Below are 20081 nucleotides of genomic sequence, written 5' to 3' on the forward strand. Positions count from 1 at the left end.
GTGATCGTCAGCGGCACACAACAACAGGAATTCCCCGATGGCCACCCTGACTTCTGGCGACCCCTTGTCGCCTGCGCGCAAACGCCCCCTCGCCCTGCGTTGGTCCACCTGGTTGGTGACGGCCGCCGTGATCGGCTACGGCGTGGCCATCGCCATGCATTGGGATGACCGCGGCCTGCTGTGGCTGCAGGAGCGTTTCGAGAGCCAGGTGGCGCAGAAGGCCAGCGTCTGGTTGCCGGACTACCAGGTCGATATCGATGCCAAGGTGCTGCCTGGCATGGAGGACGATGAAGCCTCCGACCTGTCCTACGACCCGCAGCGCAAAACCCTGTTCGCGGTGATGGGCAAGAATCCCTTCCTGGTCGAGCTGAACCTCGACGGCGACGTGCTGCGCAAGATGCCGCTGCATGGCTGGGCCAACCCGGAGGGCGTCGCGGTGCTGGCGGACGGCCGCCTGGCGATTACCGACGAGCGTCAGCACAGCCTGACCCTGGTCAGCCTCGATGCCGCCACGACCGAGCTGAATATCAAGGACTTCCCGCAATACGACCTCGGTCCTTCGGATAACCAGAACAAGGGTTTCGAAGGGATTGCCTGGGACCCTGCGCAGCAGCGCCTGATCCTCGGTGAAGAGCGTCCGCCGAAGCTGTTCACCTGGCGTACCGACGGTCGTTCGGCGCTGACCGGGACCAAGCAGGAGCTGGCCAACGACGACCTCGACCTGCGCAACCTGTCCGGCCTTGGCGTCGACCCGCGTACCGGGCATCTGCTGGTGCTGTCGGCGGACTCCAACATGCTTCTGGAGCTGGACGGGAAGGGCGAGCAGGTCAGCTTCATGACCCTGCTCGGCGGCTTCAATGGCCTGAAGAAGCGCATCCCTCGCGCCGAAGGCGTGGCCATGGATGAAGCGGGCACCCTGTACATGGTCAGCGAGCCGGACCTGTTCTATCGCTTTCGCAAGGAATGACCGGAAGATTTTTTTCCGATAGTGGCATTAAGCTTCACTTCAGCTGGCTATGGTGAGATTCAGGCCGTTCCGTTTCCTGCCTGAGTCCTTGCCGATGCGCCTGCGTTTCTTCCTGCTTTTCCTGCTTGCTGCCTTGCTGGCCGTCCTGGCCTATGCCGGGCAGCATTACCGCCTGTACGAGCGCGGCTGGTTCAACCTGAAAACCTGGATGCAACCGGCCGAGCAGAGCATCGGGCTGGATCGCTATCGCGTGGTGATCGAGGCCAGGGTCATCGATGGCCTGGCCGACGACCTGTCGGCCCTGACCTACGACCCTGACCGCAACAGCCTGTTTACCGTGACCAACCAGAATCCGGAGCTGATCGAGCTGTCGCTGGACGGCCGCATCCTGCGTCGCGTGCCGCTGACCGGGTTCGGCGACCCTGAGGCGGTGGAGTATGTCGGGCGCGACAGTTATGTGATCACCGATGAGCGTCAGCAGCGTCTGATCCGGGTGCGGCTGACGGCGGACACGCCGTTTCTCGATGCCAAGGATGCCGAGCAACTGACCCTGGGTATCGGGCTCAACGGTAACAAGGGCTTCGAGGGGCTGGCCTGGGACCAGCAGGGCAAGCGCCTGTTCGTGGCCAAGGAACGTGATCCGATGCTGATCTACGAGGTGCATGGTTTCCCCCATGACAACCCGCAGCAGCCGTTCGCGGTGCATGTGGTGCAGGATCAGAAGCGTGATTCGCGGTTGTTCGTGCGGGATCTGTCGAGCTTGCAGTTCGACGAGCGCAGCGGGCATCTGCTGGCCTTGTCGGACGAGTCGAAGCTGGTGCTGGAGCTGGATGTGCAGGGGCGGCCGGTGGGTAGCCTGTCACTGCGCAAGGGGTTCCAGGGCTTGAAGCAGAGCGTGCCGCAGGCGGAGGGGATCGCCATGGACGGGGACGGGACGCTGTACCTGGTGAGTGAGCCGAACCTGTTCTATGTCTTCAGGAAGGTTGTTGATTAAGCCACGGGCCTCATCGCTGGCAAGCCAGCTCCCACAGGGTTCGCGGTGCATGCGGTCCCTGTGGGAGCTGGCTTGCCAGCGATGAGGCCAGCAGCTACAGCGAAGATCTTCAGGCCTTGAGGGTCTTCACGCCTTCACTGGTCCCCAGCAGCAGCAAATCCGCCGGACGCGCCGCGAACAGGCCATTGGTGACCACGCCGACGATCGCATTGATCTGCGCTTCCAGCTCCACCGGGTTGGTGATCTGCAGGTTGTGCACGTCGATGATGATGTTGCCGTTATCGGTCACCACACCCTCGCGGTACACCGGATCGCCACCCAGCTTTACCAGTTGGCGTGCCACATGGCTGCGGGCCATCGGGATCACTTCCACCGGCAGCGGGAACGCGCCCAGTACCGGCACCAGCTTGCTGGCGTCGGCGATGCAGATGAAGGTCTTGGCCACTGCCGCGACGATCTTCTCGCGGGTCAGGGCCGCGCCGCCGCCCTTGATCAGGTTCAGGTGCTCGTCGCTCTCGTCGGCGCCGTCGACATAGAACTCCAGCTCGCTGACGGTGTTCAGCTCATAGACCGGGATGCCATGGCCCTTGAGGCGCGCGGCAGTGGCTTCGGAGCTGGCCACGGCGCCGTCGAAGGCGGTCTTGTGCTGGGCCAGGGCGTCGATGAAGCAGTTGGCGGTCGAGCCGGTGCCGACGCCGATGATGCTCTTGGCATCCAGGCTCGGCAGGATGAAATCGACAGCGGCCTGGGCGACGGCCTGTTTGAGTTGGTCCTGGGTCATGCGGGCTCCGAAGCGGGGGAGTATCGTGAAGCCGGGCATTATAGCGGCTAAAACCCCTGACTTGCTGTGGTCGCCCGACAAGGCGCTGCGGTAGACTCCGATCCCCCGTCCAGCCGCCCGTGATGCCCTCCCGATGCTCGAACAGTACGTCAAGAAGATCCTCACCTCGCGCGTTTATGACGTCGCCGTGGAAACCCCCCTGCAAGCCGCCAACCAGCTGAGCAAGCGCCTGGGCAACCAGATCCTGCTCAAGCGCGAGGACCTGCAGCCGGTGTTCTCCTTCAAGATCCGCGGCGCCTACAACAAGCTGGCGCAGTTGAGCGAGGAAGAACGTGCACGTGGCGTGGTCACCGCGTCGGCCGGCAACCATGCCCAGGGCCTGGCCCTGGCGGCGCGGGAAATGGGGGTGAAGGCAACCATCGTGATGCCGCGCACCACCCCGGAGATCAAGGTCGAGGGCGTGCGTTCCCGGGGCGGCAAGGTGGTCCTGCACGGTGACTCCTTCCCGGAAGCGCTGGCCTACTCGCTGAAACTGGTCGAGGAAAAGGGCTTCGTCTATGTCCACCCCTATGACGACCCGCACACCATCGCCGGCCAGGGCACCGTGGCCATGGAGATCCTGCGCCAGCACCCGGGCCGCCTGGACGCGATCTTCGTGCCGGTCGGCGGCGGCGGGCTGATCGCCGGCATCGCGGCCTACGTCAAATACCTGCGCCCCGAGATCAGGATCATCGGCGTCGAGCCTGACGACTCCAACTGCCTGCAGGCCGCCATGGCCGCCGGCGAGCGGGTGATCCTGCCGCAGGTCGGGCTGTTCGCCGACGGCGTGGCCGTGGCGCAGATCGGCCAGCACACCTTCGATATCTGCAAGGTCCACGTCGATGAGGTGATCACCGTCAGCACCGACGAGATCTGCGCGGCGATCAAGGACATCTACGACGATACCCGTTCGATCACCGAACCAGCCGGCGCCCTGGGCGTCGCCGGGATCAAGAAATACGTGGAACAGCACGGCCTGAGCGGCCAGACCCTGGTGGCCATCGACTCCGGCGCCAACGTCAACTTCGACCGCCTGCGCCATGTCGCCGAGCGCGCCGAGCTGGGCGAGGGCCGCGAAGCCATCATCGCGGTGACCATTCCCGAGCAGCCGGGCAGCTTCAAGGCGTTCTGCGAGGCCATCGGCAAGCGCCAGATCACCGAATTCAACTACCGTTACCACAGCGGCAGCGAAGCGCACATCTTCGTCGGCGTGCAGACCCACCCGGACAACGACCCGCGCAGTGCGCTGATCGAGCAATTGACGGAAAAGGGCTTCCCGGTCACCGACCTGACCGACAACGAACTGGCCAAGCTGCATATCCGCCATATGGTCGGCGGCCATGCGGCGGGGGTCAGCGACGAACTGGTCCTGCGCTTCGAGTTCCCGGAGCGGCCGGGGGCGCTGTTCAACTTCCTCAACAAGCTGGGCGGGCGCTGGAATATCTCGATGTTCCACTACCGCAACCATGGCGCGGCGGATGGTCGCGTGGTGGCCGGCCTGCAGGTGCCGGAAGACGAGCGCCACCTGGTGCCCGGGGCCTTGGCGAAGATCGGCTATCCATACTGGGACGAGACCGATAACCCGGCGTACCGGCTGTTCCTCGGCTGAGGGGCTACGCTTTGAGCAACGCCCCGAGGAAATCGCCGCCATGGAACCACTGACCGCCCTGAAAACCGCCCATGTGCTGGCCACCGTGCTGCTGCTCGGCAGTGCGCTGGGCCTGGCGGTCTGGACCTGGAGGGCCCGGCATGCGGGCGATGCGGCGGTCTACGGGCGACTGCTGGCGCGTCCGCAGGGCTTTCTCTGGCTATTGATGGGGATCTGCCTGGTGAGCATGCCGTTCACCGGCTGGTGGCTGGTCCACCTGGTGGGCTGGCCGCTGGGGCAGACCTGGGTGCTGGGCTCGAGCCTGCTGTATACCGTCGGCGCGCTGGCCTGGTTCTGGTTGCTGGCCCGGGTCAACCGCCTGAGAACCGCGCCGGGCGCGGGCAAACTGCAGTTCACCCTGGCCCTGGCGCTGTTCAGCGGCCTGTGTTTCATCGCCATCGCCGGCCTGATGGGCGCCAAGCCGGTCTGACGCTTCGTCTCAATCGCGCAGGCTGATCACCGGCCAGCCGCGCTTCTCGGCTTCGGCGCGCAGGTTCGGGTCGGGATCGACCGCCACCGGGTTGTCCACCTGCTCCAGCAGCGGCAGATCGTTCATCGAGTCGCTGTAGAAGTAGCTGCCTTCAAGATTCAGCTTGTTCTCTTCCAGCCAGCGGTTCAGGCGGGTCACCTTGCCTTCGCGGAAGCACGGCACGTCGATGCTGCGCCCGGTGTAGCGGCCGTCGACCAGCTCGCACTCGGTGGCCAGCAGGGTTTCAACCTCCAGGCGTTTGGCGATCGGCCCGGTGATGAAGCGGTTGGTGGCGGTGATGATCACCAGCTTGTCGCCAGCATCGCGGTGCTTCTTCAGCAGGGCCAGGGCCTTGGGCAGGATGATCGGTTCGACGCAGTCACGCATGAAGTCGCCATGCCATTCGTCGAGCTGGGCCATCTCGGTGGTGGCCAGGATCTCCAGGCTGAAGTTCAGGTAGGCCTGCAGGTCCAGCTTGCCGGCCAGGTAGTCCTGGTAGAAGGCGTCGTTGCGGTTCTGGTACTCCACCGGGTCGAGAATGCCGCGGGCGCACAGGTAATCGCCCCACGCGTGGTCGCTGTCGCCGCCGAGGAGGGTGTTGTCCAGATCGAATAAAGCCAGGCGCATTGAAGAGTCACTCGCATAACATCTGAAAAGTCCCACAGAATACGGACTTTTCACAACGCTGCACATAAGGTATGGCGGGCGCGTTGCTGGCCTTGCAGGCTTTGTGGAACAATGCGGCGACATGCGTTTGCGAGGTTGCTGCCGTGATCGACCCCGATGGTTTTCGCCCCAATGTCGGGATCATTCTGACGAATGATCTTGGGCAGGTGCTATGGGCCCGGCGAATCAACCAGGATGCCTGGCAGTTTCCACAAGGGGGAATCAACCCCAATGAAACACCGGAAGATGCTCTGTACCGCGAGTTGAATGAAGAAGTAGGCCTTGAGCGTCAGGACGTGGAAATACTTGCCTGCACCCGTGGCTGGTTGCGTTATCGTTTACCCCAACGTCTGGTCCGTACCCACAGCCAACCGCTGTGCATCGGCCAGAAACAGAAGTGGTTCCTGCTGCGGCTGGTTTCCAACGAGCAGCGGGTGCGGATGGATCTCACCGGCAAACCGGAGTTCGATGGCTGGCGCTGGGTCAGCTATTGGTATCCGCTGGGCCAGGTGGTGACATTCAAGCGCGAAGTGTACCGCCGCGCGCTCAAAGAGCTTGCCCCGCGCCTGCTGGCGCGCGACTGACGACGGAGTTCGACCCCGAGCCATGCTCAATACGCTGCGCAAGATCGTCCAGGAAGTTAACTCCGCCAAGGATCTCAAGACGGCGTTGGGGATCATTGTCTTGCGCGTCAAAGAGGCCATGGGCAGCCAGGTCTGCTCGGTCTACCTGCTCGACCCGGAAACCAACCGTTTCGTCCTGATGGCCACCGAAGGCCTGAACAAGCGCTCCATCGGCAAGGTCAGCATGGCGCCGAACGAGGGCCTGGTGGGCCTGGTCGGCACGCGGGAAGAACCGCTTAACCTGGAAAACGCCGCCGACCACCCGCGCTACCGCTACTTTGCCGAGACCGGCGAGGAGCGTTTCGCCTCCTTCCTCGGTGCGCCGATCATCCACCACCGTCGCGTGGTCGGGGTCCTGGTCATCCAGCAAAAGGAGCGGCGCCAGTTCGACGAGGGCGAGGAAGCCTTCCTGGTCACCATGAGCGCGCAGCTCGCCGGGGTTATCGCCCACGCCGAGGCCACCGGCTCGATCCGCGGCCTGGGCCGCCAGGGCAAGGGTATCCAGGAAGCCAAGTTCGTTGGTGTGCCGGGTTCGCCGGGCGCTGCCGTGGGTACCGCGGTGGTCATGCTGCCGCCGGCCGATCTCGATGTGGTGCCGGACAAGACCGTCACCGACATCGACGCTGAACTCAAACTCTTCAACAACGCCCTCGAGGGCGTGCGCAGCGACATGCGCACCCTGTCGGCCAAGCTGGCGACCCAGCTGCGGCCGGAGGAACGGGCGTTGTTCGACGTCTACCTGATGATGCTCGACGACGCGGCCCTGGGCGGCGAAGTGGTCGAGGTCATCAAGACCGGCCAGTGGGCCCAGGGTGCCCTGCGCCAGGTGGTCGGCGAGCACGTCAACCGCTTCGAGCTGATGGACGACGCCTACCTGCGCGAACGGGCTTCGGACGTGAAGGACCTCGGCCGGCGCCTGCTGGCCTACCTCCAGGAAGCCCGCCAGCTTTCGTTGGTCTACCCGGACAACACCATCCTCGTCAGTGAAGAACTGACCCCGGCGATGCTCGGCGAAGTGCCGGAAGGCAAGCTGGCGGGCCTGATCTCGGTACTGGGTTCGGGCAACTCCCACGTGGCGATCCTCGCCCGGGCCATGGGCATTCCCACGGTGATGGGCCTGGTCGACCTGCCGTATTCCAAGGTCGACGGCATCCAGATGATCGTCGACGGCTACAAGGGCGACGTCTACACCAACCCCAGCGAGGTGCTGCGCAAGCAATACGCCGATGTGGTCGAGGAGGAGCGCCAGCTGGCCCAGGGCCTCGATGCCCTGCGCGAACTGCCGTGCGAAACCACCGACGGCCACCGCATGCCGCTGTGGGTCAACACCGGCCTGCTCGCCGACGTGGCGCGGGCGCAGCAGCGTGGCGCCGAGGGCGTTGGCCTGTACCGCACCGAAGTGCCGTTCATGATCAACCAGCGCTTCCCCAGCGAGAAGGAACAGCTGGCGATCTACCGCGAACAGCTGGCGGCCTTCCATCCGCTGCCGGTGACCATGCGCAGCCTGGATATCGGTGGCGACAAGGCGCTCTCGTACTTCCCGATCAAGGAAGACAACCCGTTCCTCGGCTGGCGCGGTATCCGCGTCACCCTCGACCACCCGGAAATCTTCCTGGTGCAGACCCGCGCCATGCTCAAGGCCAGCGAAGGCCTGAACAACCTGCGCATCCTGCTGCCGATGATCTCCGGGATTCACGAGCTGGAAGAGGCCTTGCACCTGATCCACCGTGCCTGGGGCGAAGTGCGTGACGAAGGCACCGACGTGCCGATGCCGCCGGTGGGGGTGATGGTGGAGATTCCTGCCGCCGTGTACCAGACCAAGGAATTGGCGCGCCAGGTGGACTTCCTCTCGGTCGGTTCCAACGACCTGACCCAGTACCTGCTGGCGGTGGACCGCAACAACCCGCGGGTCGCCGACCTCTACGACTACCTGCACCCGGCGGTGCTCCAGGCCTTGCAGCACGTCGTGACGGCGGCCCATGCCGAAGGCAAGCCGGTGAGTATCTGCGGCGAAATGGCCGGCGACCCGGCGGCGGCGGTGCTGCTGATGGCGATGGGCTTCGACAGCCTGTCGATGAACGCCACCAACCTGCCGAAGGTCAAGTGGATGCTGCGCCAGATCAGCATGGGCAAATCCAAGGAGATGCTGGCGCAGGTGATGGAGATCGATAACCCGCAGGTTATCCACAGTACCTTGCACCTGGCCCTGAAGAACCTGGGGCTGTCGCGGATGATCAATCCGCACTGATTTGTGTCGCTCTCAAGGGCCTCATCGCTGGCAAGCCAGCTCCCACAAGGACCGCGTGCACCGCTGAACCTGTGGGAGCTGGCTTGCCAGCGATGAGGCCCTCAGCTTCACAGCACCAATTCGACCTCGCCCAGATGCCCCCCAAACGGCCCAAAACTCCTTTCCACCAGCCTGCGCCGCCCATCTGCCTCAACCACCAGCACCGTACTCGCCCGAGTCCCATAATTCTGGCTGGCAATGAACACACTGGAGAGCAACCGCTCGGTCGCCAACCCGACCCCGGTACTGGGCAGCTCCCCATCCGCCGCCTGCCGGCCATCCCCCAGCAGTTCGAACAGGTCTTCCAGTTGCGGATCATCCAGCCGCTCCCGCAACCCTTCCCGCGCCTTCACCAGCTTCGGCCATGGCGTATCCAGCGCCGCATTCGATAGCCCATACACCCCGGCCTCCAGCATCCTCGGCGCACCACCCGCATGCAGATACCCCAACTGCGCGGCATCCCCGACCAGCAGGTTGAACCCCGAATAAAGCCCCGCCTCGCCAGCCACCTTCTGCAGATAGGCCTCGACCGACAGCTCCCCGCGCAGATACCCCGCCACCAGCTCGCCCCGCGACCTGGCGCCCAGCGCCTGCCCCGGATCGCGAATATTGGTCAGCGCCGCGAACCGCCCCTGCGGCCCCACGCCCAGCCAGGTACCGCCGGCTTCCAGGTCGCGCCCGGCATGCACCCCGGGCACCTCGTCCCAGGCGGCCAGGGCCTGGGTCGGGCGGGCATAGAACTCGTCACGGTTGGCCGCGACGATCAGCGGCCGGGCATGCCCCGGGCGCCAGGCGAAAACGATCAGGCACATCGTGTGTCCCATTCTCTTGTCGGTGATGCCTCACTCTACCTCAGACGGTCCTGACAAGGTCTTCATCCGCCTTTAGTGGAGGCGAGTGCCCGGCTTCCGTTACCATGCCGGACTGAATTTTCCGGGGGCAACAATGGAATTCGTGCTCTACCTGCTACTGGGCGCCTGTGCGGGCGTGCTGGCCGGGCTGTTCGGCGTCGGTGGCGGGATCATCATCGTGCCGGTGCTGGTGTTCAGCTTCACCCTGCAGGGCTTCGACGCTTCCGTGCTGACCCACCTGGCCGTCGGCACCTCGCTGGCGACCATCGTCTTCACCTCGATCAACGCCATCAGCGAGCACCATCGCAAGGGCGCGGTGCAGTGGCCGATCTTCGCCTGGATGACCCTGGGTATCCTGATCGGCGCCGTCATCGGCTCAAAGACCGCCTCGCTGATCCAGGGTCCGTTGCTGCAGAAGATCATCGGCGTGTTCGCCCTGCTGGTCGCCGTGCAGATGACCCTGGACCTCAAGCCCAAGGCCAGCCGCGGCGTGCCCGGCAAGGTCGGCCTGACCCTGGCGGGCAGCGTGGTAGGCTGGGCTTCGGCGATCTTCGGCATCGGTGGCGGCTCGCTGACCGTGCCGTTCCTGACCTGGCGCAGCCTGCCGATGCAGCAGGCGGTGGCGACCTCGTCGGCCTGCGGCCTGCCGATCGCTTTGGTCAGCGCCTTGAGTTTCATGCTGCTGGGCTGGCACGAAGAGCACCTGCCGCCCCATAGTCTCGGCTTCGTCTACCTGCCGGCACTGATCGGCATTGCTGTCACCAGCATGTTTTTTGCCCGTTTCGGCGCACGCCTGGCGCACAAATTGTCGCCGCGCCTGCTCAAACGCCTGTTCGCCGCGCTGCTGTTCTGTGTCGGCCTGAGCTTTTTGCTTTAACGAGAGGAGTCACCATGCTGCCTTACCCGCAGATCGATCCCGTGGCACTGGCCATCGGGCCGCTGAAAATCCATTGGTATGGCCTGATGTACCTGGTCGGTATCGGTGGCGCCTGGCTGCTGGCGTCGAGCCGGCTCAACCGCTTCGATCCTACATGGACCAAGGAAAAGCTCTCGGACCTGGTGTTCTGGCTGTCCATGGGTGTGATCGTCGGCGGACGGCTCGGCTACGTGCTGTTCTATGACCTCAGCGCCTACCTGGCCCAGCCGACCCTGATCTTCGAAGTGTGGAAGGGCGGCATGTCGTTCCATGGCGGCTTCATCGGCGTGATGCTCGCCGCGCTGTGGTTTGGCAAGCGCAACAACAAGACCTTCTTCGAGCTGATGGACTTCGTCGCGCCGATGGTACCGATCGGCCTGGGGGCCGGGCGGATCGGCAACTTCATCAACGCCGAACTGTGGGGCAAGGCCACCGACGTGCCATGGGCCATGGTCTTCCCGCCGTTCAGCGACCCGGCGCAACTGCCGCGTCACCCGTCGCAGCTGTACCAGTTCGCCCTGGAAGGCGTCGCGCTGTTCCTGATCCTCTGGCTGTACTCGCGCAAGCCGCGGCCGACCATGGCGGTGTCTGGCATGTTCGCGCTGTTCTACGGGATCTTCCGCTTCATCGTCGAATTCGTTCGCGTGCCGGACGCCCAGTTGGGCTACCTGGCCTGGGGCTGGCTGACCATGGGTCAGATTCTCTGCGTCCCGATGATCGTCGGCGGTCTCGCCTTGATCTGGTGGGCCTATAATCGCAAGCCGACGGTCAAACCCGCGGTCTGATTTTCCACGGCAGGGGCGATCCCCCTGCCGTCTTCGTTACAGGAACGCTATGAAACAGTATCTGGACCTGGTCCGCGACGTTATCGAGAACGGCACCCTTCAGGAAAACCGCACCGGCGTGCGCACCATCGCCCTGCCGGGCGCCATGCTGCGTTTCGACCTGCAGAAGGGCTTCCCGGCCATCACCACGCGCAAGCTGGCGTTCAAATCGGCCATCGGCGAGATGGTCGGCTTCCTCCGTGGCGTGAAGAACGCCGGCGAATTCCGCGAGCTGGGCTGCAAGGTCTGGGACCAGAACGCCAACGAAAACGCCCAATGGCTGGCCAACCCGTTCCGCCAGGGGCATGACGACCTCGGCGAGATCTATGGCGTGCAATGGCGCCAATGGCCGGCCTACAAGCGCATCCCGCTGAGCAACCCGGCGGCCATCGAGCTGGCGCAGAACAGTGGTTTCGTGAAGATCGCCGAGTCCGAAGAAGACGGTGAAGCCTTTGTCGTGCTGTACAAGGCCATCGACCAGATCCGCCAGTGTGTCGACACCATCATCAACGACCCCAACAGCCGGCGCATCCTGTTCCACGGCTGGAACTGCGCGCAGCTGGACGAAATGGCCCTGCCGCCGTGCCACCTGCTGTACCAGTTCCACCCGAACACCCAGACCAAAGAGATCTCCCTGACGCTCTACATCCGCTCCAACGACCTGGGCCTGGGCACACCGTTCAACCTCACCGAAGGCGCTGCGCTGCTGTCGCTGATCGGTCGCCTGACCGGCTACACGCCGCGCTGGTTCACCTACTTCATCGGCGATGCCCATGTGTATGAAAACCACCTGGACATGCTCAACGAGCAGCTCAAGCGCGAACCGCTGCAAGCGCCGAAGCTGGTGATATCGGACCGGGTGCCGGAGTTTGCCAAGACCGGCAAGTACGAGCCGGAGTGGCTGGAGAAGATCGAGCCGAGTGACTTCAGCCTGGAAGGGTATGAGCACCATGCGCCGATGACGGCGCCGATGGCGGTTTAAACCGGCTCTAGCAGTACACACAATCCCTGTGGGAGCTGGCTTGCCAGCGATTTGGCCAGATCAGACAACATCATTGCTCATGATGGCCTCATCGCTGGCAAGCCAGCTCCCACAGGGTTAGCGGCGAGTCTTAATGGCCGTGACTTCTACCGACATGGGAGTGTTCTCCCTCCGGCACCGAAACCGCCCCATTCACCTCCAGTCTCTCCAGAATCGCGCAATGCTCGCCCTCGGCGCGGCATCTTCTGCGCAACTCCACCAATTGCTCCTGCAGCGCCACCAGCCCGTCGATCCGCGCCTGTACGTGCTCGATATGTTCGTCGACCAGCGCATTGACGCTTTCACACTGGTCCTGCGGGCTGTCCCTTAGCCGCAGCAGGCTGCGAATCTCCTCCAGCGTCATGTCCAGCGTTCGGCAGTTGCGGATGAAGGTCAGCCGCTCGACATGGGCCTGGGTGTAGACCCGGTAATTGCCCTCGCTGCGCGCCGGTTCCGGCAGCAGGTTTTCCCGCTCGTAGTAACGGATGGTCTCCACCGCGCAATCGGTGGCCTTGGCCAGTTCGCCGATCTTCATCTGCAAATACCTCGACAGGTTGCTTGACCCTATAGTGGCTACAGGGTGTTCACTTGGCAACAGGACATTTAGGGATGAACCCCATGAACCAGCCTGTCACCCACGATCATGAACATAAGCACCACGATCACGACCATAAGTCGCATGATCATGCGCATGCCCATAGTTGCTGTTCCGCCGCCGAAGCCCCGGCGCTGGTGCAACTGAGCGAAAAGGCCAGTGCCGACGCCCGCCTCAGCCGCTTCCGCATCGAGGCCATGGACTGCCCGACCGAGCAGACCCTGATCCAGAACAAACTGGGCAAGCTGGACGGCGTCGAGCAACTGGAATTCAACCTGATCAACCGCATCCTCGGCGTGCGCCACACCCATGGCGATACCCAGGGCATCGAGCAGGCCATCGCTTCGCTGGGCATGAAGGCCGAGCCGCTGACCGACGAGGCTGCCGAAGCCAAGCCGGCCCCGGTGAAGAAGTCCTGGTGGCCACTGGCGTTGTCCGGCGTGGCTGCACTGGCGGCGGAAATCGTACATTTCACCGCTGCTGCACCGGAGTGGATGGTGGCGGCCCTGGCCCTGGCGGCGATCCTCGGCTGCGGCCTGGGCACCTACAAGAAGGGCTGGATCGCCCTGAAGAACCGCAACCTCAACATCAACGCGCTGATGAGCATCGCCGTGACCGGCGCCGTGCTGATCGGCCAGTGGCCGGAAGCGGCCATGGTGATGGTGCTGTTCACCCTCGCCGAGGTGATCGAGGCCCGGTCGCTCGACCGTGCGCGCAACGCCATCGGCGGGCTGATGCAGTTGAGCCCGGACATGGCCACGGTGCAGCAGCCCGACGGCCAGTGGCTGGAGATGGAAGTCGCCCAGGTGCCGCTCGGTGCCCTGGTACGCTTGCGTCCCGGCGAGCGGGTCGGGCTGGATGGCGAGGTGGTCAGCGGCCAGTCGAGCATCGACCAGGCGCCCATCACCGGCGAAAGCCTGCCTGTGGAAAAAGGCCCGGGTGACAAGGTCTTCGCTGGCACCATCAACCAGTCCGGCGCCCTGGAGTTCCGGGTGACTGCCGCTGCCGGCGAGTCGACCCTGGCGCGTATCATCCGCGCCGTCGAAGAGGCCCAGGGTGCGAGGGCGCCGACCCAGCGCTTCGTCGATCAATTCTCGAAAATCTACACCCCGGCAGTCTTCGCCTTCGCCCTCGCCGTGGCCGTGATTCCGCCGCTGTTCATGGCCGGGGCCTGGTTCGACTGGATCTACCGCGCCCTGGTCCTGCTGGTAGTGGCCTGCCCCTGCGCCCTGGTGATTTCCACCCCGGTGACCATCGTCAGCGGCCTCGCCGCCGCCGCACGCAAGGGCATCCTGATCAAGGGCGGCGTGTACCTGGAAGGCGGGCGCAAGCTGGACTTCATCGCCCTCGACAAGACCGGCACCCTGACCCACGGCAAGCCGGTGCAGACCGACGTCCAGGTCCTCGACCCACTGTTCGCCGAGCGTGCCCAGCGTATTGCCGCCAGCCTTGGTGGCCGCTCCGACCACCCGGTATCCATGGCCATTGCCCGTAAAGGTGAGGAAGACGGCCTAGCCCGAGAAGAGGTAGGCAACTTCCAGGCCCTGATGGGTCGTGGTGTCAGCGGTGAAGTGGACGGTGTGCTCTACCACCTCGGCAACCACCGCCTGGTGGAAGAACTGGGCCTGTGCTCGACGGAGCTGGAAGCCAAGCTGGACGTGCTGGAGCGCCAGGGCAAGACCGTGGTCCTGCTGCTCGACAGCTCCGGCCCGCTGGCCCTGTTCGCCGTGGCCGACACGGTCAAGCAGACCAGCCGCGAAGCCATCGCCGAGCTGCACCAACTGGGTATCCGTACCGTCATGCTCACCGGCGACAACCCGCACACCGCCGATGCCATCGCTGCCCAGGTGGGTATCGACGAAGCCCGCGGCAACCTGCTCCCGGCCGACAAGCTGGCGGCCATCGAGGACCTGTATGCCAAGGGCCACCGGGTCGGCATGGTCGGCGACGGCATCAACGACGCCCCGGCCCTGGCCCGCGCGGAGATCGGATTCGCCATGGCGGCGGCTGGCACTGACACCGCCATCGAGACCGCCGACGTCGCCCTGATGGACGACGACTTGCGGAAAATCCCGGCCTTCGTCAGGCTCTCGCGGCAAAGCGCGGCGATACTGGTGCAGAACATCGTTCTTGCCCTGGGCATCAAGGCGATCTTCCTGGCGATCACTTTTGCCGGCATGGCGACCATGTGGATGGCGGTGTTCGCCGATATGGGCGTCAGCCTGCTGGTGGTCTTCAACGGCCTGCGCCTGCTGAGAAAGTAAGAGGATTTATGCTGAGTTCCGAGCTGAAGGCGTTCTACCGGGTGGCCCGCCTGGGCAGCATCACCCTTGCGGCAAAGAAGCTCGGGCTCAGCCAGCCCACCGTCACCACGCAGATCCGCAACCTGGAAAGCCATTACGGCGTCGAGCTGTTCTACCGCGGTGGCCGGCGTCTGGCCCTGAGCGAGGAGGGCGCACGGCTGCTGCCGATGGTGCGCGACCTGCTGCAGAAGGAAGCCGATATCGAGTTCTTCCTGCGCAACAGCGGCCAGCAACAGGGCACGCTGCGGGTGGCGGCGACTGCGCCGTACTACATCCTCGATCTGGTGAAGATCTTCCGTGAGCGCCTGCCGCAGGTGGAGGTCTCGGTGGAGATCGGCAACTCGCAGCAGGTCCTGGAGTTGCTGGAGGAATACCGGGTGGATGTGGCGGCGTCGTCGCAGTTGCTGGAAGACAATCGGCTGATACGGCGGATATTGGGCACCGACCCGCTGGTGGTGGCGGTGCATCGCAGCCATCCATTGGCCTCGCGGGAGTCGGTGCCGCTGGCGGCGCTGGCCGGGCATTGCCTGCTGATGCGCGAGCAGGGCTCGACGACCCGCAAGCTGACCGAGCAGATGCTCGAAGAGGCCGGGGTGAAGGTCGGGGCGCTGCTGGAGATCGGCAGTCGCGAGTCGATTCGCGAGGCGGTGCTGAGGAATATCGGGATCAGCATCATTGCCCGGCATGAAGTGCCGCATAACCCGGAACTGCGGGTGCTCAGCCTGGAGGGGGCACCGGTGATGCATGAGTATCTGTATTGCCTGAAGGAAAGGCGTCAGGCGCGCTTGCCGGCTGCTTTTTTGGGGTTGGCCCAGGAAATGTCGGCCATTGATTCCTGACTCGAGGGCCCTATCGCTGGCAAGCCAGCTCCCACAGTGTCCGCGGCGCCGCTGAACCTGTGGGAGCTGGCTTGCCAGCGATGAGGCCCTCAAGAGCACCAACAAAAATCTGCCAATACCACTATCGGCAGCTTTTGCCCCAACGCCACGGAACCTTCGCAAAGCGTACCTAGCATGACCCTCATTCGTTCGGTGAGGTCCTGTCATGAACAACACGCTTGCACAACCCGGCGCCCAGTTGCGCGTTCGCGGCATCAACAAACGCTTCGGGGCCTTCACCGCCCTGCAGGATGTGTCCCTCGACGTCGCCGCCGGCGAGCTGGTCTGCCTGCTCGGCCCGTCCGGTTGCGGCAAGACCACCCTGCTACGCTGTATCGCCGGCCTCGAACGCCAGGACCGCGGCGAGCTGATGATCGGCGACCGCGATATCTCCACCCTGCCGCCGCAAGCCCGTGACTACGGGATCCTGTTCCAGTCCTACGCGTTGTTCCCCAACCTCACCGTCGAAGCCAATATCGCCTACGGCCTGGCCGGCAGCGGCCGCAACGAGGTGCGCCAGCGCGTCGGGCAGATGCTGGAACTGGTCGGCCTGACCGGCAGCGAAAAGAAATACCCCGGCCAGCTCTCCGGCGGCCAGCAGCAACGCGTCGCCCTGGCCCGCGCCCTGGCCCCGGCACCGTCCCTGCTGCTGCTCGACGAACCCATGTCGGCCCTCGACGCCCGGGTTCGTGACCATCTGTGCACCGAACTGCGCCAGCTCCAGCGCCAACTGGGCATCACCACCCTGATGGTTACCCACAATCAGGACGAAGCCATGCTCATGGCCGACCGCATCGCCGTGATGAACAACGGCCAGGTCGAGCAGTACGCCACCGCCCAGGAAATCTACGACCGCCCGGCCACGCCGTTCGTCGCCGAGTTCATCGGTCAGGGCAACTGGCTGCCGTTCCAGCGTTGCAGCGACAGTCATGCCCAGGTCGGCGACCTCAACCTTCGCCTGGCCCCGGGCGCCAAGGCCAGCGGCAGTGGCCGGCTGTTCTGCCGTCCCGAGGCGATCACCATCAACCCGATCGTCCACGAGGAAAACCTGTTCCCGGCGCGTCTGCGGGAAATCACCTTCCTCGGCAACCGCTGCCGCATGAGCTTCGAGCTGCACCAACTGCCGGGCCACGCCCTGCTCGCCGAAGTCGCCCCGGAAGCCATGCCGCGCCTGGGCTCGCAGGACATCTGGGTGGCCCTGCCGCCACGCAGCCTGCAGGTCTTTGCCTGAGATGGGCGCTCCACTCACCCTGCCGATCGCCCAGGCGAAGGCAAAACCGCGGTCCGGCGTTGCCCTGGGTGACCGTTTGTTCGTGGTCGGCGGCAAATGGCTGCTGCTGATGTTCCTCGTGGTTTCGGTACTGTTGCCCTTGCTCGCCATCTTCTGGCGCGGCTTCAGCAGCGAAGCCGGGCAGGGTGGTGGCCTGGTCGCGGCCCGTGAACTGTTCGCCAGCGCCAACTTCCACTGGCTGCTAGGCAACAGCCTCAAGGTCTCGCTCAGCGTCGCCGCCATCGTCGTACCGCTCGCCTATCTGTTCGCCTACGCCCTGCAACGCACGCTGATCCCCGGCAAGCGCCTCTGGCGCGGAATTTCCCTGCTGCCGTTGCTGGCGCCGTCGATGCTGCCTGCCATTGCCCTGGTCTATCTGTTCGGCAACCAGGGGCTGCTGCGCGGGCTGCTCAGCGACAACATCTATGGCTTCTGGGGCATCGTGCTGGGCGAGGCGATCTACACCTTCCCCCATGCCCTGATGATCCTGCTGTCCGCCTTGTCCCTGGCCGATGCCCGGCTGTTCGACGCCGCGTCGAGTATGGGCGCGGGCCCCTGGCGCGCCTTCCACAGCATCACCTGGCCGGCCACCCGCCAGGCCGTGTTCGCCGCCTTCTGCCTGGTGTTCACCCTGACCATCACCGACTTCGGCGTGCCGGTGGTGGTGGGTGGCGATTACCAGGTGCTGGCGCTGGAAGCCTACAAGGCGGTGGTCGGCCAGCAGCAGTTCGGTCGCGGTGCGCTGATCGGCATGGTCCTGCTGCTCCCGGCGCTGCTCAGCTTCGGCGTCGATGCCTGGCTGCGCCGGCGCCAGGGCGAGGCCATGAGCGGGCGTGCCCAGGTCTTCGAACCGGCAGTTTCGCGGCAGCGTGATGCCTGGTTCCTCGCGGTGGTTGTGCTGGTCTGCGCCACCCTCCTGCTGGTGGTGGGCATGGCGGTGTACTCGTCGCTGGTGAAATTCTGGCCATACAACCTGTCGCTGTCGCTCAAGCACTACCAGTTCGACGAAACCGCCGGCGGTGGCTGGCTGGCCTGCCGCAACAGCCTGACCATGGCCTTGGGCACCGCGCTGATCGGCAGCGTGGCGATCTTCAGCGGCGCCTACCTGATGGAAAAGACCCGCAGCCAGCGCAGCCTCAACCTGGTCCTGCGCCTGCTCAGCTTCGTGCCGATGGCGGTGCCGGGGCTGGTGCTCGGCCTGGGCTACGTCTTCTTCTTCAACCTGCCGGGCAACCCGCTGCACGTGTTCTACGGGAGCATGGCGCTGCTGGTGATCTGCACCATCGCCCACTACCTGACCACCGCGCAGATGACTGCGACCACCGCCCTGCGCCAGCTCGACGGCGAGTTCGAAGCCGCCGCGCTGTCGCTCAAGGCACCGCTGTACCGGCACTTCCTGCGGGTCACGGTACCGATCTGCCTGCCGGCGCTGCTGGACATCATCCGCTACCTGTTCGTCTCGGCGATGACCACGGTGTCGGCGGCGATCTTCCTCTACAGCCCCGACACCATCCTCGCCGCCGTTGCCGTGCTGAACATGGACGACGCCGGCAACGTCGGTGGCGCCGCGGCCATGTCGACCCTGATCCTGTTCACCAGCGCCGGCGTCTCGCTGCTGCTGGCCTGGGCCTCCAACGGCCTGCTGAAACGCTCCCAGGCCTGGCGCCAGCGCGCACCGGGCCATTGATCGCGCCACCCAACCTGACCAACGTCCCTTCAAAGGAACCGCATCATGTTCAAGCCACTCGCCCTTGCCGCTGCCGTCCTCTCTGCGTTCAGCCTGCAGGCCAGCGCCGCGCAGACCTCGCTGACGGTCTACACCGCACTGGAAGCCGAACAGCTCAAGAGCTACAAGCAGGCGTTCGAAAAGGCCAACCCGGACATCGAGATCAAGTGGGTGCGTGACTCCACCGGGATCATCACCGCCAAGCTGCTGGCCGAGAAGGACCGCCCGCAGGCCGACGCGGTCTGGGGCCTGGCCGCCTCCAGCCTGGCGATCCTCGACCAGCAGGGCATGCTGCAGACCTACGCGCCGAAGGACCTGGGCAAGATCGGCGCGAACTACCGCGACGCCGCCAACCCGCCTGCCTGGGTCGGCATGGACGTGTGGGCCGCGACCATCTGCTTCAACACTGTCGAAGCCGAGAAGCAGGGCCTGACCAAGCCGGTGAGCTGGCAGGACCTGACCAAGCCTGAATACAAGGGCAAGATCGTCATGCCGAACCCGGCCTCGTCCGGCACCGGCTTCCTCGATGTCAGCGCCTGGCTGCAGACCTTTGGCGAGCCGCAGGGCTGGGCCTACATGGATGCCCTGCACCAGAACATCGGCCAGTACGTCCACTCCGGTTCCAAGCCGTGCAAGCTGGCGGCGGCGGGGGAATTCCCGATCGGTATTTCCTTCGAATACCCGGCCGTGCAGCTCAAGCGCCAGGGCGCGCCGCTGGACATCGTCCTGCCGAAGGAAGGCCTGGGCTGGGAGATCGAAGCCACTGCGGTGATGAAGGGCACCCAGCATGAAGAGGCGGCCAAGCGCCTGGCCGACTTCTCCGCCAGCCCGGCGGCGATGGAGCTGTACAGGGAAAACTTCGCCGTGCTGGCCCAGCCGGGGATCGCCAAGCCGCAGACCGAGCTGCCGGCGGATTACGAGCAGCGCCTGATCAAGAACGACTTTGCCTGGGCCTCGAAGAATCGCGACGAGATCCTCAGCGAGTGGCGCAAGCGGTATGACGGCAAGTCCGAGAAAGTCGCGCAGCAGTAGATCTTCATTGGCTTCATCGCTGGCAAGCCAGCTCCCACACGGACCCTGGACTGCCCCCAAGAAATTGGAGACTAATCCAACCCTTGGGGGAGTTATGAAGTACACCGAACAGTTCAAGCTGGCAGCCATCACTGCCTATCTAGAGGGCAGTGATGGTTTTCGAAAGGTAGCCCAGCATTTCAACATCGATT

General features: G+C 64.7%; 18 protein-coding genes. 14 read left to right on the top strand and 4 right to left on the bottom strand.

Going from position 1 to position 20081, the window contains the following annotated elements:
- The first annotated feature begins 37 nt into the window (after window positions 1–37).
- The gene (locus PSEMO_RS09875; RefSeq protein ID WP_075802886.1) at window positions 38–967 is read left to right on the top strand and encodes an SdiA-regulated domain-containing protein; all 930 of its coding nucleotides are present in this window, start codon (window positions 38–40) and stop codon (window positions 965–967) included.
- A gap of 94 nt (window positions 968–1061) precedes the next feature.
- Window positions 1062–1961: an SdiA-regulated domain-containing protein gene (locus PSEMO_RS09880; RefSeq protein WP_075802887.1), complete on the top strand. Its 900-nt coding sequence runs from the start codon at window positions 1062–1064 to the stop codon at window positions 1959–1961.
- Window positions 1962–2070: 109 nt separating this feature from the next.
- On the opposite strand, the gene rpiA is transcribed toward PSEMO_RS09880, so the two are convergent.
- Window positions 2071–2742, bottom strand: a complete 672-nt coding sequence (rpiA, locus tag PSEMO_RS09885; RefSeq protein ID WP_075802888.1) for a ribose-5-phosphate isomerase RpiA — start codon at window positions 2740–2742, stop codon at window positions 2071–2073.
- Between the two features lie 133 nt (window positions 2743–2875).
- Here rpiA and ilvA point away from each other — a divergent pair, with 133 nt between their 5' ends.
- Window positions 2876–4390, top strand: coding sequence for a threonine ammonia-lyase, biosynthetic (gene ilvA / locus PSEMO_RS09890; RefSeq protein ID WP_075802889.1), 1515 nt, complete (start codon window positions 2876–2878; stop codon window positions 4388–4390).
- A gap of 40 nt (window positions 4391–4430) precedes the next feature.
- Window positions 4431–4859, top strand: coding sequence for a DUF2269 family protein (locus PSEMO_RS09895; protein WP_075802890.1), 429 nt, complete (start codon window positions 4431–4433; stop codon window positions 4857–4859).
- Window positions 4860–4868: 9 nt separating this feature from the next.
- On the opposite strand, the gene PSEMO_RS09900 is transcribed toward PSEMO_RS09895, so the two are convergent.
- Window positions 4869–5525 carry a histidinol-phosphatase gene (locus PSEMO_RS09900; RefSeq protein ID WP_075802891.1) on the bottom strand — a complete coding sequence of 219 codons (657 nt, stop codon included), beginning with the start codon at window positions 5523–5525 and terminating at the stop codon, window positions 4869–4871.
- A 143-nt stretch (window positions 5526–5668) separates the two neighbouring features.
- On the opposite strand from PSEMO_RS09900, the gene PSEMO_RS09905 reads away from it, so the two are divergent.
- Window positions 5669–6148 (top strand): RNA pyrophosphohydrolase, encoded by a 480-nt coding sequence (locus PSEMO_RS09905; protein ID WP_075802902.1) that lies wholly within the window; start codon window positions 5669–5671, stop codon window positions 6146–6148.
- Between the two features lie 22 nt (window positions 6149–6170).
- Entirely contained in the window at window positions 6171–8435 is a 2265-nt protein-coding gene (gene ptsP / locus PSEMO_RS09910; protein ID WP_075802892.1) for a phosphoenolpyruvate--protein phosphotransferase, read from the top strand.
- A 107-nt stretch (window positions 8436–8542) separates the two neighbouring features.
- Here ptsP and PSEMO_RS09915 read toward each other — a convergent pair whose 3' ends face one another.
- Entirely contained in the window at window positions 8543–9286 is a 744-nt protein-coding gene (locus PSEMO_RS09915; RefSeq protein ID WP_075802893.1) for an NRDE family protein, read from the bottom strand.
- A gap of 133 nt (window positions 9287–9419) precedes the next feature.
- Here PSEMO_RS09915 and PSEMO_RS09920 point away from each other — a divergent pair, with 133 nt between their 5' ends.
- The 3 genes from PSEMO_RS09920 to PSEMO_RS09930 are packed head-to-tail and all read left to right on the top strand — an operon-like array spanning window position 9420 to window position 12047.
- Window positions 9420–10202, top strand: coding sequence for a sulfite exporter TauE/SafE family protein (locus PSEMO_RS09920; RefSeq protein ID WP_075802894.1), 783 nt, complete (start codon window positions 9420–9422; stop codon window positions 10200–10202).
- A gap of 14 nt (window positions 10203–10216) precedes the next feature.
- The gene (gene lgt, locus PSEMO_RS09925) at window positions 10217–11026 is read left to right on the top strand and encodes a prolipoprotein diacylglyceryl transferase (protein ID WP_075802895.1); all 810 of its coding nucleotides are present in this window, start codon (window positions 10217–10219) and stop codon (window positions 11024–11026) included.
- 49 nt (window positions 11027–11075) lie between these two features.
- Window positions 11076–12047: a thymidylate synthase gene (locus PSEMO_RS09930; protein ID WP_075802896.1), complete on the top strand. Its 972-nt coding sequence runs from the start codon at window positions 11076–11078 to the stop codon at window positions 12045–12047.
- A gap of 130 nt (window positions 12048–12177) precedes the next feature.
- Here PSEMO_RS09930 and cadR read toward each other — a convergent pair whose 3' ends face one another.
- Window positions 12178–12621: a Cd(II)/Pb(II)-responsive transcriptional regulator gene (gene cadR / locus PSEMO_RS09935; protein WP_075802897.1), complete on the bottom strand. Its 444-nt coding sequence runs from the start codon at window positions 12619–12621 to the stop codon at window positions 12178–12180.
- Between the two features lie 83 nt (window positions 12622–12704).
- On the opposite strand from cadR, the gene PSEMO_RS09940 reads away from it, so the two are divergent.
- The 5 genes from PSEMO_RS09940 to PSEMO_RS09960 all read left to right on the top strand — a co-directional run bounded on the left by PSEMO_RS09940 (window position 12705) and on the right by PSEMO_RS09960 (window position 19890).
- On the top strand, window positions 12705–14945 hold the full coding sequence (locus tag PSEMO_RS09940) for a heavy metal translocating P-type ATPase (RefSeq protein WP_075802903.1): 2241 nt from the start codon (window positions 12705–12707) through the stop codon (window positions 14943–14945).
- Window positions 14946–14953: 8 nt separating this feature from the next.
- On the top strand, window positions 14954–15823 hold the full coding sequence (locus tag PSEMO_RS09945; RefSeq protein ID WP_075802898.1) for a LysR family transcriptional regulator: 870 nt from the start codon (window positions 14954–14956) through the stop codon (window positions 15821–15823).
- Between the two features lie 205 nt (window positions 15824–16028).
- Window positions 16029–17093, top strand: a complete 1065-nt coding sequence (locus PSEMO_RS09950) for a putative 2-aminoethylphosphonate ABC transporter ATP-binding protein (RefSeq protein ID WP_075802899.1) — start codon at window positions 16029–16031, stop codon at window positions 17091–17093.
- Window position 17094: 1 nt separating this feature from the next.
- Entirely contained in the window at window positions 17095–18819 is a 1725-nt protein-coding gene (locus PSEMO_RS09955; protein ID WP_075802900.1) for a putative 2-aminoethylphosphonate ABC transporter permease subunit, read from the top strand.
- Window positions 18820–18864: 45 nt separating this feature from the next.
- Window positions 18865–19890 carry a putative 2-aminoethylphosphonate ABC transporter substrate-binding protein gene (locus PSEMO_RS09960; RefSeq protein ID WP_075802901.1) on the top strand — a complete coding sequence of 342 codons (1026 nt, stop codon included), beginning with the start codon at window positions 18865–18867 and terminating at the stop codon, window positions 19888–19890.
- Window positions 19891–20081 lie beyond the last annotated feature (191 nt).

Source organism: Pseudomonas putida (assembly GCF_001941965.1).
Classification (GTDB): Bacteria; Pseudomonadota; Gammaproteobacteria; order Pseudomonadales; family Pseudomonadaceae; genus Aquipseudomonas; species Aquipseudomonas putida_L.

What these genes read in the sequence shown, in the direction of transcription:
- PSEMO_RS09895 (WP_075802890.1), top strand. Translation starts at nt 4,431, where the DNA reads ATGGAACCACTGACCGCCCTGAAAACCGCCCATGTGCTGGCCACCGTG.
- ilvA (WP_075802889.1), top strand. Translation starts at nt 2,876, where the DNA reads ATGCTCGAACAGTACGTCAAGAAGATCCTCACCTCGCGCGTTTATGAC.
- PSEMO_RS09880 (WP_075802887.1), top strand. Translation starts at nt 1,062, where the DNA reads ATGCGCCTGCGTTTCTTCCTGCTTTTCCTGCTTGCTGCCTTGCTGGCC.
- cadR (WP_075802897.1), bottom strand. Translation starts at nt 12,621, where the DNA reads ATGAAGATCGGCGAACTGGCCAAGGCCACCGATTGCGCGGTGGAGACC.
- PSEMO_RS09955 (WP_075802900.1), top strand. Translation starts at nt 17,095, where the DNA reads ATGGGCGCTCCACTCACCCTGCCGATCGCCCAGGCGAAGGCAAAACCG.
- PSEMO_RS09960 (WP_075802901.1), top strand. Translation starts at nt 18,865, where the DNA reads ATGTTCAAGCCACTCGCCCTTGCCGCTGCCGTCCTCTCTGCGTTCAGC.
- PSEMO_RS09940 (WP_075802903.1), top strand. Translation starts at nt 12,705, where the DNA reads ATGAACCAGCCTGTCACCCACGATCATGAACATAAGCACCACGATCAC.
- rpiA (WP_075802888.1), bottom strand. Translation starts at nt 2,742, where the DNA reads ATGACCCAGGACCAACTCAAACAGGCCGTCGCCCAGGCCGCTGTCGAT.
- PSEMO_RS09945 (WP_075802898.1), top strand. Translation starts at nt 14,954, where the DNA reads ATGCTGAGTTCCGAGCTGAAGGCGTTCTACCGGGTGGCCCGCCTGGGC.
- PSEMO_RS09900 (WP_075802891.1), bottom strand. Translation starts at nt 5,525, where the DNA reads ATGCGCCTGGCTTTATTCGATCTGGACAACACCCTCCTCGGCGGCGAC.
- PSEMO_RS09915 (WP_075802893.1), bottom strand. Translation starts at nt 9,286, where the DNA reads ATGTGCCTGATCGTTTTCGCCTGGCGCCCGGGGCATGCCCGGCCGCTG.
- lgt (WP_075802895.1), top strand. Translation starts at nt 10,217, where the DNA reads ATGCTGCCTTACCCGCAGATCGATCCCGTGGCACTGGCCATCGGGCCG.
- PSEMO_RS09930 (WP_075802896.1), top strand. Translation starts at nt 11,076, where the DNA reads ATGAAACAGTATCTGGACCTGGTCCGCGACGTTATCGAGAACGGCACC.
- ptsP (WP_075802892.1), top strand. Translation starts at nt 6,171, where the DNA reads ATGCTCAATACGCTGCGCAAGATCGTCCAGGAAGTTAACTCCGCCAAG.
- PSEMO_RS09920 (WP_075802894.1), top strand. Translation starts at nt 9,420, where the DNA reads ATGGAATTCGTGCTCTACCTGCTACTGGGCGCCTGTGCGGGCGTGCTG.
- PSEMO_RS09950 (WP_075802899.1), top strand. Translation starts at nt 16,029, where the DNA reads ATGAACAACACGCTTGCACAACCCGGCGCCCAGTTGCGCGTTCGCGGC.
- PSEMO_RS09875 (WP_075802886.1), top strand. Translation starts at nt 38, where the DNA reads ATGGCCACCCTGACTTCTGGCGACCCCTTGTCGCCTGCGCGCAAACGC.